Here is a 14511-nt window from a genome sequence, read left to right as displayed (position 1 = left end):
GGTACGGAGAATAATATGAAACGTGCGTTTATTATGGTGCTGGACTCGTTCGGCATCGGTGCTACCGAAGACGCAGAGCGCTTCGGAGATGTCGGCTCTGATACCCTCGGTCACATCGCGGAGGCTTGCGCTAAAGGCGAAGCTGACAAAGGCCGTAAAGGCCCCCTGAACCTGCCTAACCTGACTCGTCTTGGGCTGGTAAAAGCTCATGAAGGCTCCACCGGCAAAGTGGCAGCAGGCATGGACGGTAACGTAGAAGTTATCGGCGCTTACGGCTGGGCACACGAGCTTTCTTCCGGCAAAGACACCCCGTCTGGCCACTGGGAAATCGCCGGCGTGCCGGTTCTGTTTGACTGGGGCTATTTCAGCGACCACGACAACAGTTTCCCGCAGGAGCTGCTGGACAAACTGGTCAAGCGTGCCAACCTGCCGGGCTACCTCGGCAACTGCCACTCTTCCGGGACCGTGATCCTGGACGAGCTGGGTGAAGAGCACATGAAAACCGGGAAACCGATTTTCTATACCTCCGCTGACTCCGTGTTCCAGATTGCCTGCCATGAAGAAACCTACGGCCTGGATAAGCTTTATGAGCTGTGTGAAATCGCGCGCGAAGAGCTGACCGAAGGCGGCTACAACATTGGCCGCGTTATCGCGCGTCCGTTTGTTGGCGATAAAGCGGGTAACTTCCAGCGTACCGGCAACCGTCACGACTTAGCGGTCGAGCCACCTGCCGCCACCGTGCTGCAGAAGCTGGTTGATGAGAAGCAGGGCCAGGTTGTTTCCGTGGGTAAAATTGCGGACATCTACGCCAACTGCGGCATCACTAAAAAAGTGAAGGCAACCGGTCTGGATGCGCTGTTCGACGCCACCATCAAAGAGATGAAAGAAGCCGGCGACGACACCATCGTGTTCACCAACTTCGTCGACTTTGACTCCTCCTGGGGCCACCGTCGCGACGTAGCCGGCTACGCGGGCGGCCTTGAACTGTTCGACCGTCGCCTGCCAGAGCTGATGGCGCTGCTGAAAGAGGACGATATTCTGATCCTTACCGCGGACCACGGCTGTGACCCAACCTGGCAGGGTACCGACCATACTCGCGAGCACATTCCGGTGCTGATCTACGGCCCGAAAGTGAAAGCCGGTTCTCTTGGCCACCGCGAAACCTTCGCGGATATCGGCCAGACGGTAGCGAAGTACTTCGGTCTTTCCGACATGGACTACGGCAAAAACATGCTGTGATCCCTTTGGGCGGGCGGTTGCCCGCCTGATTGCTAACTTTTAAAATCAAGGAATACACAATGGCTACGCCACACATTAACGCAGAAATGGGCGATTTCGCTGACGTAGTACTGATGCCGGGTGACCCGCTGCGCGCCAAGCACATCGCGGAAACCTTCCTGGAAGACGTGCGTGAAGTGAACAACGTGCGCGGCATGCTCGGATTCACCGGGACTTACAAAGGCCGTAAGATCTCCGTTATGGGCCATGGTATGGGCATCCCATCCTGCTCCATCTACGCGAAAGAGCTAATCACCGACTTCGGCGTGAAGAAAATCATTCGCGTGGGTTCCTGCGGCGCGGTTCGTGCAGACGTTAAGCTACGCGACGTGGTGATCGGTATGGGCGCGTGTACTGACTCTAAAGTTAACCGCCTGCGCTTCAAGGATCACGACTTCGCGGCTATCGCGGACTTCGATATGGTTCGTAACGCGGTTGATGCGGCAAAAGCGCTGGGCGTTGACGCTCGCGTGGGCAACATCTTCTCTGCCGACCTGTTCTACACGCCGGATCCGTCCATGTTCGACGTGATGGAAAAATACGGCATTCTGGGTGTGGAAATGGAAGCGGCCGGGATCTACGGCGTAGCGGCTGAGTTCGGTGCAAAAGCGCTGACCATCTGCACCGTGTCTGACCACATCCGTACTCACGAGCAGACCACCGCCGCTGAGCGTCAGACTACCTTCAACGACATGATCAAAATTGCTCTGGAATCCGTCCTGCTGGGCGACAAAGAGTAAGTTTTTTTCTCGTTTAAAGGGCGCCTTAGGGCGCCTTTTTTATGCCATTTATCTATTCATTTTATTTCTTATTTTGGGTTAATCCTCTTTATCTATCTGGCATTCAAGACTATAAATCAATTCAAGTATCTATTCATTAATCTATTCACATGAGCGAACTAGCGGACCTTCTTCTTACCGGGCCTCTTCCAGCCAGAACGCTGGCCCAACGGCTGGGTATCAGCCAGGCGACTTTCTCTCGCCGGGTAGCGCTTGAGCCTGACGTTATCAAATTCGGTTCAGCTCGTGCGACGCTGTACGGATTAAAACACCCGGTAAGGCAGCACCGCGAATTTCAGCTCTGGCAGATTGACGACGTCGGTAAAGCGTGGGTATTTGGTGTGCTTTATCCCGTGTGGCCGAAAGGCAGTTGCCTCGTTGTGCATCACAACGGCGACAGCCGCTGGTTTGACGGGTTGCCCTGGTACCTGACCGATCTCCGGCCTCAGGGGTTTTTGGGGCGGGCCTGGGGGCGTGAGTTAGCTAAAGACAGCGATTTGCCGGAAGATATTCGGCTATGGCGAGAAGAGGATGTGCTCCTGGCGCTCTCTGTGCAGCGGCAGGAAAATCTGGGTGGCTGGCTGGTGGGCGAAGAGAGTTATCGCCTGTGGACAGAGAAAGACGTTCCCGAAGCCATTCCTCATAATGAACGCCTGAAGGTTTACGCTGAGCTTGCTCACAGGGCGATAGACGGTGAAATTGTCAGCTCATCCGCCGGAGGCGAGCAGCTTAAATTCACCTGCTACAGTGAAACGCTTCGCGGGCCACGACATGCTCTTGTGAAGTTCACCCCGGCTATGCGGAACGATAACCAGCGTCGATGGGCGGATCTACTGGCCGCTGAGGCCAGTGCTTTAACGCTGCTAAATGATGTAGGGATTGCTGCCGCACGGTGTGATCTACTTTCGACGGTTAGCGGGCAGGTCTTTCTCGAAGTTGAGCGCTTTGACTGCGTGGGCGTTTTCGGGCGGCGCAGTATTGTCTCTCTTGAAAGCGTGCAAAGTGAATATGCGGCGGGCGTGCTTAGCTGGCCTAAAGCCGTGATGCGTCTAAAAGAAGAGGGGATGGTTGAGGCCGCCACGCTTCGGCAGGTGCAGCGCATTTGGGCATTTGGCCGACTGATTGGTAACAGCGATATGCATGCCGGGAACCTCTCTTTCTTTCTCTCTGACCGTCCGCTTGAGCTCACACCGGTCTACGATATGCTGCCTATGGCCTGGGCTCCCGGCAGTTCAGGCAATATGCGAACAGGCTGCATTGAGATTAATATTGATGCCGACGTCCCCGGCGAAGTGTGGCTCGAGATGCAGCCTTGGGCGCAGCGCTACTGGCAGGAGCTTAGCCTGAATGTGATGCTGAGCGAGCCATTCCGGCAAATTGCGGCGGGAATGGCTGAGCAAGTCGAGCGGTTAAGCGAGCGGCTTCGGCGGCTCGCTTAACGAACCGCCTGAGCAATCCAGGCTGAAAGTTCTCTCAGTTCGGCTTCCTGTTTCGGGAAGCTGTAAATCAGCGTTTCGCACTCCTGCTGCAGCAAAATACTGCGGTACAGGCAGCCTTTTAACCGGGTGGCCAGCGCTTCAAGCGGGGCAGGGTTCAGGCTATCGGTGAACACCTGGGCGCGGGTGATATGCCCTTTTTCGACGTCAAAATGTAGCTCAACGCCCCCCCAGGTAAAGCGGTTGTCCAGCAGGTGCGTAAAGGCCGGAGCCTGGCCAAAATTCCACTCCCAGCTGCTCTGGCGGGCAAAAGTCTCGGCAAACCCTGGCAGATTGGGGAGCGCTTCCGGGGAGATATGCTCGGCTTCCACACGCTCGCCGTAGTGGGCGAAAAACGCAGCCGTAATCGCGTCGGCTATCTGCTCGTGGGTCAGGCCTGGCTTGATGTCGCTGAGGTTGGCGACCCGGCTTCTTACGGATGTAATGCCTTTGGCCTGGAGCTTTTTCGGATCGGGATTGAGGTAGTTTGCCAGGCGGCTCAGATCGGCATTCAGCAGCAAAGTGCCGTGATGAAACCCACGATCCAGAGTTTCCCGGTAGGCGGAACCTGAAATCTTGCGCGTACCTTCGGCGGTTTCGACCTCAAGGTCGTTGCGCCCGGATGCGGTGGCTTCCAGCCCAAGGCTCGCCAGGGCGTTCAGTACGATAGCCGTGGAAATACTCTTGTCGTATTCGGGTTTGCCGGCCATAAAAGTGAAGCAGGTGTTGCCCAGGTCGTGGAACACCGCGCCACCGCCGCTGCTGCGCCTTGCCAGCCGAACGTTATCTTGTTCCATGCGCCCGGTATTGCACTCTTTCCAGGGGTTCTGGGCGCGGCCAATCACCACCGTATCTGCATTACGCCATAGAAACAGAACCCGCTGAGTGGCGGGCATCTGCCGAAAAATAGTCTCTTCAACGGCCAGGTTAAACCACGGGTCGTAAGAGTCAGAGATTAGCAAACGCAAAGTCGACATAACAAAGATCCTTTTCCCAGAAGAATGGCGTCATCTTAGCATGACGCTATCTCGGCGAATTTACTGAGGGAGCTTTACTTAGGCTCGTCTTCCTCTTTTACTTTCGTATTGGCGGTAAGCAGGAACGGTGATTGCTGCCAGCGGGTGCGCTTGCCGTGCAGCAGCGTGCGGGTCAGCACAATACCGATCGCGACGGCGAGCAGCAGCATCAGGCGCAGAATATTGGTGGTGTTGTCCACTTGCTTAGCTTCGGTGGCAAGCGTGTGGGTATCCAGGGTAATGCGCAGGTAGCCGATAGGCCCGCTTTTATCGGTGATAGGTTCGACGATTTGCTGGTTGAAGTAGCTGCCAGCTTTTTGGCCGTCCAGCGCCAGGCGATCGCGAACCTCAATGTTTTCCCCCGCGCGCGCAATTTGGTCACCTTCGCTGTCGTACACGGCGGCATCCAGAATACGGCTATCCTTAGTCAAAAGGTTAAGCACGGTGGAGATGCGTTTTTCATCCGGATTCTCAGTTTTCATGACGGGAACCAGATTAAACGCGACCTGACGGGAGAGGGTACGGGCCAGCTCTTCTAACTGAACGTTTCGCGCCTGCTGGCTGCCCCGGCTGAACCAGGACGCGCCCTGCATTAGCGCCACCAAAAGTGCGAGGCAGGACAGCACAATCACTGCGCGGTGGAGCCGAAATTTAAATTTTACCCGAACCATGATGCACCTTTGGAAAATTGCTTACTTTAATGTTGCCAGAAGCAAGGCGGACAAGGTAGCCTCATGCGTTGTTTTTACCCGGATACCCTGCATTCTTCAAAGGGCAGAAGCTCAGGCTTTACGCCAGCGCGAGGAGAAAAATCCCTTGCCATCAGCCCGCAATCCGACTGCAAAAGGGTATGTTTACTTGATTCTGGAGCCGCAATGCCAAACAGTTTGACCTGGTGCGATTTGCCTAACGATGTTTCACTTTGGCCTGGGTTGCCGCTTTCCCTGAGCGGCGACGAAGTGATGCCGCTGGACTACCGCGCTGGCCGCAGTGGCTGGCTCCTGTACGGGCGTAATCTGGACAAGCAGTGTCTGACCAAATACCAGCGCAAGCTGGGGGCGGCGATGGTGATTGTGACCGCCTGGTGCGTGGAAGATTATCAGGTTATTCGCCTGGCCGGCTCTTTAACGCCGCGCGCGACCAAGCTTGCGCATGAAGCCGGGCTGGACGTGGCGCCGCTGGGCAAAATCCCACATTTGAAAACGCCTGGTCTGCTGGTCATGGACATGGACTCCACCGCCATTCAGATCGAGTGTATCGACGAGATCGCCAAACTGGCGGGAACGGGTGAAATGGTGGCTGAAGTCACCGAACGCGCAATGCGCGGCGAGCTGGACTTTACCGCCAGCCTTCGCCAGCGTGTGGCGACCCTGAAGGGCGCGGATGCTAATATTTTACGCCAGGTTCGCGACGAGCTACCGCTGATGCCGGGGCTAAAATCTCTGGTACAAAATCTCGATACGCTGGGTTGGAAAGTGGCGATTGCCTCTGGCGGGTTTACCTTCTTCGCCGAATACCTGCGCGACACATTAAACCTGACGGCGGTGGTCGCCAACGAACTTGAAATTTGCGACGGCAAGCTGACCGGCGAAGTGCTGGGGCAGATTGTGGACGCGAAGTTCAAAGCGGTCACTTTGAAGCGCCTGGCCGAAAAATATGAAATCCCCGCCGCGCAAACCGTTGCGATTGGCGACGGGGCCAATGATTTACCGATGATCCACGCCGCTGGCCTGGGGATTGCCTATCACGCTAAGCCGAAGGTGAACGAGAAGAGCGAAGTCAGTATCCGTCATGCGGATCTGATGGGCGTGTTCTGCATCCTTTCCGGCAGCCTGATTCAGGAAGAACGTTAACAAGAGGTATAAAGGTGGCGAAAGCTCCAAAACGCGCATTTGTTTGTAACGAGTGTGGTGCGGATTACCCGCGCTGGCAGGGGCAGTGCAGCGCCTGTCACGCGTGGAATACCATTACCGAAGTGCGCATCGCCGCTTCTCCGCAGGTTGCCCGCAACGAGCGCCTCTCCGGCTATGCCGGGAGCGCGGGCGTCAGCCGCGTACAAAAGCTTTCGGACATCAGCCTGGAAGAACTGCCGCGCTTCTCCACCGGTTTTAAAGAATTTGACCGGGTGCTGGGCGGCGGCGTAGTGCCGGGCAGCGCCATTCTGATCGGCGGTAACCCTGGCGCAGGGAAGTCAACGCTGCTGCTGCAAACGCTCTGCAAGCTGAGCGAGCAAATGAAAACCCTGTACGTCACTGGCGAAGAGTCGCTTCAGCAGGTGGCGATGCGCGCGCATCGGTTAGGCCTGCCGACGCAAAACCTCAATATGCTGTCGGAAACCAGCATCGAACAGATCTGTATGATCGCTGAGGAAGAGCAGCCGAAGCTGATGGTGATCGACTCGATCCAGGTCATGCACATGGCGGACGTGCAGTCTTCGCCGGGCAGCGTGGCCCAGGTGCGTGAAACTGCGGCCTACCTGACGCGTTTTGCGAAGACGAAAGGCGTGGCGATCGTGATGGTCGGGCATGTCACGAAAGACGGTTCTCTTGCGGGGCCAAAAGTCCTCGAACACTGTATAGACTGTTCAGTCATGTTAGATGGCGACGCCGATTCCCGCTTTCGAACCCTGCGCAGCCATAAAAACCGCTTTGGGGCGGTGAACGAGCTGGGCGTGTTCGCGATGACCGAGCAGGGACTGCGTGAAGTCAGCAACCCGTCGGCCATTTTCCTTAGCCGGGGCGATGAAGTGACGCCGGGCAGTTCGGTGATGGTGGTTTGGGAAGGAACTCGTCCGCTGCTGGTTGAGATTCAGGCGCTGGTGGATCAGTCGATGATGTCCAACCCTCGCCGCGTAGCCGTTGGCCTGGAGCAAAACCGCCTGGCGATTCTGCTGGCCGTACTCCACCGTCACGGCGGCCTGCAAATGGCCGATCAGGACGTGTTTGTGAACGTGGTGGGCGGCGTAAAGGTTACCGAAACCAGCGCCGACCTGGCGCTGCTGCTGGCGATGGTTTCCAGCCTGCGTGACAGAGCCTTGCCGCAGGATTTAGTCGTGTTTGGGGAAGTCGGGCTGGCGGGTGAAATCCGCCCGGTACCCAGCGGCCAGGAGCGTATTTCCGAAGCGGCGAAACACGGCTTTAAGCGCGCAATTGTGCCCCAGGCCAACGTACCGAAAAAAATTCCTGAAGGGATGCAGGTCTTCGGCGTGAAAAAACTTGCTGATGCGCTTTCTGTATTCGACGACTTATAATTGAGTAACTTGCGGGAACCGTTCCCGCTCCGGCAGGAGGCAGCGCGTGTCGTCATTCGACTATATTAAAACGGCTATTCGTCAGCAGGGCTGTACTTTACAGCAGGTGGCGGATGCCAGCGGCATGACTAAAGGCTACCTGAGCCAGTTACTGAACGCGAAAATCAAAAGCCCCAGCGCGCAAAAACTGGAGGCGTTGCACCGCTTCCTTGGGCTGGAATTCCCGCGTCGCGAAAAGAAAGTCGGCGTGGTGTTCGGTAAGTTTTATCCGCTACATACCGGGCATATCTACTTGATCCAGCGCGCCTGTAGCCAGGTGGACGAGCTGCATATCATCATGGGCTATGATGAGCCCCGCGACCGAGCGCTGTTTGACGATAGCGCGATGTCCCAGCAGCCAACCACCGGTGACCGCCTGCGCTGGCTGCTGCAAACTTTTAAATATCAGAAGAATATCCGCATTCACTCCTTTAACGAGGAGGGGATGGAGCCTTATCCCCACGGCTGGGACGTCTGGAGCCGGGGGATTAAAGCGTTTATGGACAGCAAAGGTATTTCGCCAGACCGGATCTATACCTCGGAAGAAGGGGACGCCGCGAAGTTTACCGAACACCTCGGGATCGAAACGGTGGTGGTCGATCCAAAGCGAACCTTTATGAACATCAGCGGCACACAAATCCGTGAAAACCCGTTCCGCTACTGGGAATACATTCCTACTGAAGTAAAACCGTTCTTTGTGCGCACGGTGGCGATACTTGGCGGCGAGTCGAGCGGGAAGTCGTGGATGGTGAACAAGCTTGCCAACATCTTCAATACCACCAGCGCCTGGGAATACGGGCGGGATTACGTTTTCTCGCACCTGGGCGGTGACGAAATGGCGCTGCAATATTCCGACTACGACAAAATTGCCATCGGCCATGCGCAGTACGTCGATTTTGCGGTGAAGTACGCCAATAAAGTGGCGTTTATCGACACCGACTTTGTGACCACTCAGGCCTTCTGCAAGAAGTATGAAGGCCGCGAGCACCCGTTTGTACAGGCGCTGATCGATGAGTACCGCTTTGATCTGGTTATTCTGCTGGAAAACAATACGCCGTGGGTGGCTGACGGTTTACGCAGCCTCGGCAGCGATGTGGACAGAAAATCGTTCCAGAACCTGCTGGTGGAGATGCTCAAAGAGAACAACATCGAGTTTATTCACGTCGAAGAGTCCGACTATGACTCGCGCTTCCTGCGCTGCGTGGATCTGGTGAAAGAGATGATGGGCGAGCAGCGGGAATAATATTTCCAAAGGTTTCTTATTTAATTCATGATAATTGCGAGAGAGTTTTCTCGCAATTATTAAGTGATTAATGATGTAGTTTTTATTTAAAATTAAATCAATTATTTCTTGTTGTTTCTTATTGTTTTTTTAAGCTCATTTTTATTCGCATGCGTGGGTTAACGTTTTATATTCCCTATATAGAGTAATGTTCTCTTTCATCCATAGTCGTTCAATGTTTATATGAAGGAGAAAATATGTCTGGACGTCGTGCTCAAGAGTTGGATTTAGCTTGTATTAAAACATTGTCAAAGAGCGAGCTCGTTGATCAGAAAGAATTTAATGGTGTTATTGCATTAAAGAATATTTTCGGAGCTGATAAAAGAGAACTAACGGCTTGTTTTTCAATCAGAGGCAGCGATGTTAAGGCTGATGTTGATGTGACGTGGTATGAAGCACGCGCAAGTAATGAATCTCGCTCTGAGTTTCGTTTCTACTACGAGCCCAATCACATAATGAATAATGCACAACCTGGAGATAACATTGTTATAGGTTTTAATCGTTCAGGGAAGTTACAGTGCATTTTATTTAAAAATGGAAGTGAGGAGCATCAGGGAGAATATTTGTCCTGGGCAACCTATTAAACTTAGGGCCGCAATTGCGGCCCTATATTTTTACTTGGTTACGCGCTTGTACTTGATGCGTTTTGGCTCCAGGGCATCTGAGCCGAGGGTACGCTTCTTGTACTCTTCGTATTCGGTGAAGTTCCCTTCGAAGAATTCGACTTTACCTTCATCCTGGTAATCCAGAATGTGGGTAGCGATGCGGTCCAGGAACCAGCGGTCGTGCGAGATAACCATCGCGCAGCCCGGGAACTCCAGCAGGGCGTTTTCCAGCGCTCGCAGGGTTTCGATATCCAGGTCGTTGGTTGGTTCATCGAGCAGCAGAACGTTACCGCCAACCTGAAGCAGCTTCGCCAGGTGCAGACGACCGCGCTCACCGCCGGACAGCTCGCCCACGCGTTTGCCCTGGTCGACGCCTTTGAAGTTAAAGCGGCCAACGTAGGCGCGGCTTGGCATCTCGGTGTTGCCGATACGCATAATATCCTGGCCGCCGGAGACTTCTTCCCAGACGGTTTTGCTGTTGTCCATGGCGTCACGGAACTGGTCAACGGAAGCCAGTTTCACGGTCTCACCGAGGGTGATAGAGCCGCTGTCAGGCTGTTCCTGACCGGACATCATGCGGAACAGGGTAGATTTACCCGCGCCGTTCGGACCGATGATGCCGACGATGGCGCCTTTCGGTACGGAGAAGCTCAGATCGTCAATCAGCAGGCGGTCGCCGTAAGATTTACGCAGGTTGTTAACTTCCACCACTTTATCCCCCAGACGTGCGCCAGGTGGAATAAACAGTTCGTTGGTTTCGTTACGTTTCTGGTATTCGGTGTTGTTCAGCTCTTCGAAGCGTGCCAGACGGGCTTTGCCCTTAGACTGACGGCCTTTAGCGCCCTGACGAACCCACTCCAGCTCTTTCTCAATGGATTTACGGCGAGCCGCTTCCGTTGAGGCTTCCTGCGCCAGGCGCTGATCTTTCTGCTCCAGCCAGGAGGAGTAGTTACCTTCCCATGGAATACCTTCCCCACGGTCAAGCTCGAGGATCCAGCCGGCGACGTTGTCGAGGAAGTAACGGTCGTGGGTGATCGCCACCACGGTGCCCTCGAAGTCGTGCAGGAAGCGTTCCAGCCATGCCACGGATTCTGCATCCAGGTGGTTGGTTGGTTCGTCGAGCAACAGCATGTCTGGTTTTTCCAGCAGCAGGCGGCAAAGCGCAACGCGGCGGCGCTCACCCCCGGACAGCTTCTCGATTTTTGCATCCCAGTCCGGCAGGCGCAGGGCATCGGCGGCGCGCTCCAGCTGCACGTTCAGGTTATGACCGTCGTGCGCCTGGATGATTTCTTCATACTTGCCTTGCTGCGCGGCCAGCTTATCGAAGTCCGCGTCCGGCTCGGCGTATTTGGCGTAGACTTCGTCCAGGCCTTTCAGCGCGTTAACCACTTCGGAAACCGCTTCTTCTACGGACTCACGTACGGTGTGTTCCGGGTTCAGCTTTGGTTCCTGCGGCAGGTAGCCGATCTTGATGCCTGGCTGTGGACGGGCTTCGCCTTCGATATCGGTATCGATGCCGGCCATGATGCGCAGCAGGGTGGATTTACCGGCACCGTTCAGACCCAGTACGCCGATTTTGGCGCCAGGAAAGAAGCTGAGCGAAATATTTTTCAGAATATGTCGTTTCGGCGGGACAACTTTGCCGACACGATGCATGGTATAAACGAATTGAGCCACAGTGCGACTTTGCCTCTTTTATCGTGATGTAAGATGGTACTTAACAAAGGCGAAGTGTAGCCGTTTTCACGGTCTAATCCCAGCGGGGTATCGTGCTTCTGCCGCGCAGGACGCCTTTATACGCTTCATGACCAAAATATCCCTTCCGGACGTGGCGTATTGCGTCTCCCCTGGTTAGCATGAATGCATTCGCTTATTGCAGCGCAGGCATGATGCCGTCAGGAAAATAATGAGGAGAAGGTGTGGTAAAAGCCAAACAAGTCGTATGGCAGTTGCTTGCCGCGGGCGTTAGCCTGGTGATGTTAAACGGTGCGGTACGTGCAGATTCTCTCGATGAGCAGCGCAACCGCTACGCGCAAATTAAACAGGCCTGGGATAACAAGCAAATGGACGTGGTGCAGCAGCTCATGCCCACGCTGCAGACCTATCCCCTTTATCCTTATCTTGAATACCGCCAGCTCACCGATGACCTGATGAATGAGCCGACCGTGGCGGTGGCCCAATTTATCCAGGCGAACCCAACTTTGCCTCCGGCGCGAACCTTAAGCTCCCGCTTTGTTAACGAGCTGGCAAGGCGGCAGGACTGGCAAGGTTTGCTGGCCTTTAGCCCCGAGCCGCCTGCCACTAACGAAGCAAAATGTAATTACTACTTTGCCAAATGGAATACCGGGCAAGCGGATGCCGCCTGGGCCGGTGCGAAAGAACTTTGGCTGACGGGAAAGAGCCAGCCATCAAGCTGTGATGCGCTGTTTTCGGCGTGGCGAGCTTCCGGCACGCAGGATCCGCTGGCTTACCTTGAGCGAATTCGTCTGGCGATGAAAGAGGGGAATACCTCGCTGGTGAACGCGCTGGCGAACCAGATGCCAGCGGAATATCAGACCATCTCCAGCGCCCTGGTTAGCCTGCAAAATAATCCTGGCACGGTGCTGACCTTCGCTAATACGGTGGGGGCGACGGATTTCACTCGTCAGGCGGCCGCTATCGCCTTTGCAAGCGTTGCCCGTCAGGATGTAGAGAATGCTCGCCTGATGATCCCGTCCCTGGCTCAGGCACAGAAATTGACCGAGGAGCAGGTGCAGGAATTGCGTGACGTTGTGGCCTGGCGATTGATGGGCAGCGACGTAACGGATGAACAGGCTCGCTGGCGGGATGACGCCATTATGCGTTCCCAGTCCACCTCGTTGATTGAGCGGCGCGTGCGCATGGCGCTGGGTGCGGGCGATCGCACAGGCCTGAATACCTGGCTGGCGCGTTTGCCAATGGAAGCCAAAGAGAAAGACGAATGGCGCTACTGGCAGGCTGATTTACTGCTGGAGCGGGGACGTGAAGACGAAGCGAAAGGTATTCTTCGTGCCCTGATGCAGCAGCGTGGTTTCTACCCGATGGTTGCCGCCCAGCGGCTTGGGGAGGAATACCCCCTGCGCGTGGATAAAGCCGAGCCTGTTAATCCTGCGCTGGTGCAGGGGCCTGAAATGGCCCGCGTCCGCGAGCTGATGTACTGGAATATGGACAACACCGCGCGGAGCGAATGGGCAAATCTGGTCACCAGCCGCAGCAAGCAGGAGCAGGCCGGGCTGGCGCGCTATGCTTTTGAGCAGGACTGGTGGGATCTCAGCGTGCAGGCAACCATTGCCGGCAAGCTATGGGACAACCTCGAAGAGCGCTTCCCGCTGGCTTATAAAGACACCTTTGCCCGCTACGTTAGCGGCAAAACTGTGCCACAAAGTTATGCCATGGCGATTGCCCGCCAGGAAAGTGCCTGGAACCCGAAAGTGCGTTCCCCGGTGGGGGCAAGCGGCCTGATGCAGATCATGCCGGGCACCGCCACCCATACGGTGAAGATGTTCAGTATTCCAGGCTACAGCAGCCCGGTGCAGCTTCTGGATCCTGACACCAACATCAATATTGGCACTAGCTACCTGCAGTATGTGTTCCAGCAGTTTGAGAACAACCGTATCTTTGCTTCCGCCGCCTATAACGCAGGGCCGGGGCGCGTGCGGACCTGGCTGGGTAACAGCGCAGGGCGGATTGACGCCATCGCATTCGTGGAAAGCATTCCGTTCTCTGAGACGCGTGGCTATGTGAAAAACGTGCTGGCCTACGATGCCTATTACCGCCATTTCATGGGGCAGCCGGACAAGATTCTGTCTGACAGCGAGTGGCAGCGACGTTACTGATTGCGCAGAGAGTATGTTATGCTGCCGTACTAGTTAAAGAGTATGGTGGCCTGACATGACTCAGCTCTCTCAGTATTCGGCGGAACAGGCCGAGCAAAGTAATAAAGAGTGGCTCCGCTTTGTGGGGCTGTTACAGCAAGCTTTTGGGCAGGAGCTTCACATGCCTCTGCTGACGCTGCTGTTGACGCCGGATGAGCGTACGGCGTTAGGCACGCGAGTACGCATCATCGAAGAGTTGTTGCGCGGTGAGCTTAGCCAGCGTGAGCTGAAGAATGAACTGGGCGCGGGGATTGCAACCATCACCCGCGGCTCTAACAGCCTGAAAGCTGCGCCGACGGAGCTACGGGCGTGGCTGGAAAAAGAGCTGCTGCAGGGTGGCAGCTCAAACCGCTAAATATTTTCCCGGCAGTAAATTTCGTTATGAAATGGACTTAGCGCCAGAATCACCGCCTGATGGTAAACGCTACTACGCGTGAGCTTTCCGGCGGTGAACACCCCAATCGCTCCCTCTTTACGCCCAATCTCATTGATACCCGTATAGTCGGACATCACCGGCCCCAGAGCGTGGCCTGCGCTGACTTTTTTCAGAATGATGTCTGGCAGCGGCAGGGTCGCCGAACGGGCTTCGCCGCGCTGCTGCCGATTCTCGATCACCACCCAACTGAAGGTACTCCCTTCGTCGATACCGGCCTCAATAGCGACCCAAAAGTCGGCATCTGGTCTGATCTCCCGGGCATTCGCTGCTCTGCATCGTGCGCCAGTTCGCGTTTCCTGACTACCAAAGGGCTGCTCCGGCACGCCACTATCGACGACCACGGGCTCAATATGGCAGGATCCTTCGCCATAAATCTCGCTAAACGCCTGCAGAATCGCCTGAATTTTGGCGGGATTGGTTGTTGCAGCTACGACATGGTTCATAATAAGTCAGAACTC

At 55.5% G+C, this 14511-nt stretch carries 13 protein-coding genes; 9 read left to right on the top strand and 4 right to left on the bottom strand.

What is annotated here, in order from left to right; all coding sequences use genetic code 11:
• The first annotated feature begins 15 nt into the window (after positions 1-15).
• From deoB to yjjJ, 3 genes are all read left to right on the top strand, one after another.
• Positions 16-1239 (top strand): phosphopentomutase, encoded by a 1224-nt coding sequence (gene deoB, locus WFK85_RS12505; protein ID WP_336707720.1) that lies wholly within the window; start codon positions 16-18, stop codon positions 1237-1239.
• Between the two features lie 59 nt (positions 1240-1298).
• Positions 1299-2018 carry a purine-nucleoside phosphorylase gene (gene deoD / locus WFK85_RS12500; protein WP_008460099.1) on the top strand — a complete coding sequence of 240 codons (720 nt, stop codon included), beginning with the start codon at positions 1299-1301 and terminating at the stop codon, positions 2016-2018.
• A 149-nt stretch (positions 2019-2167) separates the two neighbouring features.
• Entirely contained in the window at positions 2168-3496 is a 1329-nt protein-coding gene (yjjJ, locus tag WFK85_RS12495) for a type II toxin-antitoxin system HipA family toxin YjjJ (protein WP_336707721.1), read from the top strand.
• Here yjjJ and lplA read toward each other — a convergent pair.
• Together lplA and WFK85_RS12485 are read right to left on the bottom strand one after the other, a co-directional pair.
• Positions 3493-4509: a lipoate--protein ligase LplA gene (lplA, locus tag WFK85_RS12490; RefSeq protein WP_336707723.1), complete on the bottom strand. Its 1017-nt coding sequence runs from the start codon at positions 4507-4509 to the stop codon at positions 3493-3495. The two genes, yjjJ and lplA, sit on opposite strands and share 4 nt — an antisense overlap.
• 74 nt (positions 4510-4583) lie before the next feature.
• Positions 4584-5219 carry a YtjB family periplasmic protein gene (locus tag WFK85_RS12485; RefSeq protein WP_166993471.1) on the bottom strand — a complete coding sequence of 212 codons (636 nt, stop codon included), beginning with the start codon at positions 5217-5219 and terminating at the stop codon, positions 4584-4586.
• 204 nt (positions 5220-5423) lie between these two features.
• Between WFK85_RS12485 and serB the strand changes: the two genes are divergently transcribed.
• The 4 genes from serB (at position 5424) to WFK85_RS12465 (ending at position 9703) form a co-directional block, all read left to right on the top strand.
• Positions 5424-6401 carry a phosphoserine phosphatase gene (gene serB, locus WFK85_RS12480; RefSeq protein ID WP_166876931.1) on the top strand — a complete coding sequence of 326 codons (978 nt, stop codon included), beginning with the start codon at positions 5424-5426 and terminating at the stop codon, positions 6399-6401.
• Positions 6402-6415: 14 nt separating this feature from the next.
• Positions 6416-7798, top strand: coding sequence for a DNA repair protein RadA (gene radA, locus WFK85_RS12475; protein WP_008460107.1), 1383 nt, complete (start codon positions 6416-6418; stop codon positions 7796-7798).
• Positions 7799-7844: 46 nt separating this feature from the next.
• Entirely contained in the window at positions 7845-9080 is a 1236-nt protein-coding gene (gene nadR, locus WFK85_RS12470) for a multifunctional transcriptional regulator/nicotinamide-nucleotide adenylyltransferase/ribosylnicotinamide kinase NadR (protein WP_336707725.1), read from the top strand.
• Between the two features lie 236 nt (positions 9081-9316).
• Complete coding sequence (locus tag WFK85_RS12465; RefSeq protein ID WP_336707727.1) at positions 9317-9703, top strand: type II restriction endonuclease; 387 nt, start codon at positions 9317-9319, stop codon at positions 9701-9703.
• A gap of 30 nt (positions 9704-9733) precedes the next feature.
• On the opposite strand, the gene ettA is transcribed toward WFK85_RS12465, so the two are convergent.
• Positions 9734-11401 (bottom strand): energy-dependent translational throttle protein EttA, encoded by a 1668-nt coding sequence (gene ettA / locus WFK85_RS12460; RefSeq protein ID WP_008460109.1) that lies wholly within the window; start codon positions 11399-11401, stop codon positions 9734-9736.
• Positions 11402-11643: 242 nt separating this feature from the next.
• On the opposite strand from ettA, the gene sltY reads away from it, so the two are divergent.
• Both sltY and trpR read left to right on the top strand, forming a co-directional pair.
• Entirely contained in the window at positions 11644-13578 is a 1935-nt protein-coding gene (gene sltY / locus WFK85_RS12455) for a murein transglycosylase (protein ID WP_336707729.1), read from the top strand.
• Between the two features lie 55 nt (positions 13579-13633).
• On the top strand, positions 13634-13972 hold the full coding sequence (gene trpR / locus WFK85_RS12450) for a trp operon repressor (RefSeq protein ID WP_008460111.1): 339 nt from the start codon (positions 13634-13636) through the stop codon (positions 13970-13972).
• On the opposite strand, the gene yjjX is transcribed toward trpR, so the two are convergent.
• Positions 13969-14496 carry an inosine/xanthosine triphosphatase gene (gene yjjX / locus WFK85_RS12445; protein WP_336707730.1) on the bottom strand — a complete coding sequence of 176 codons (528 nt, stop codon included), beginning with the start codon at positions 14494-14496 and terminating at the stop codon, positions 13969-13971. The genes trpR and yjjX overlap by 4 nt on opposite strands.
• Positions 14497-14511 lie beyond the last annotated feature (15 nt).

This window comes from Cedecea sp. VD22 (assembly GCF_037150195.1).
Lineage (GTDB): Bacteria > Pseudomonadota > Gammaproteobacteria > Enterobacterales > Enterobacteriaceae > Cedecea.
Note: the sequence above shows the minus strand (reverse complement) of the source record. Positions and strands in the feature narration are given on the sequence as shown.

What these genes read in the sequence shown, in the direction of transcription:
- deoB (WP_336707720.1), top strand. Translation starts at nt 16, where the DNA reads ATGAAACGTGCGTTTATTATGGTGCTGGACTCGTTCGGCATCGGTGCT.
- deoD (WP_008460099.1), top strand. Translation starts at nt 1,299, where the DNA reads ATGGCTACGCCACACATTAACGCAGAAATGGGCGATTTCGCTGACGTA.
- yjjJ (WP_336707721.1), top strand. Translation starts at nt 2,168, where the DNA reads ATGAGCGAACTAGCGGACCTTCTTCTTACCGGGCCTCTTCCAGCCAGA.
- lplA (WP_336707723.1), bottom strand. Translation starts at nt 4,509, where the DNA reads ATGTCGACTTTGCGTTTGCTAATCTCTGACTCTTACGACCCGTGGTTT.
- WFK85_RS12485 (WP_166993471.1), bottom strand. Translation starts at nt 5,219, where the DNA reads ATGGTTCGGGTAAAATTTAAATTTCGGCTCCACCGCGCAGTGATTGTG.
- serB (WP_166876931.1), top strand. Translation starts at nt 5,424, where the DNA reads ATGCCAAACAGTTTGACCTGGTGCGATTTGCCTAACGATGTTTCACTT.
- WFK85_RS12465 (WP_336707727.1), top strand. Translation starts at nt 9,317, where the DNA reads ATGTCTGGACGTCGTGCTCAAGAGTTGGATTTAGCTTGTATTAAAACA.
- trpR (WP_008460111.1), top strand. Translation starts at nt 13,634, where the DNA reads ATGACTCAGCTCTCTCAGTATTCGGCGGAACAGGCCGAGCAAAGTAAT.
- yjjX (WP_336707730.1), bottom strand. Translation starts at nt 14,496, where the DNA reads ATGAACCATGTCGTAGCTGCAACAACCAATCCCGCCAAAATTCAGGCG.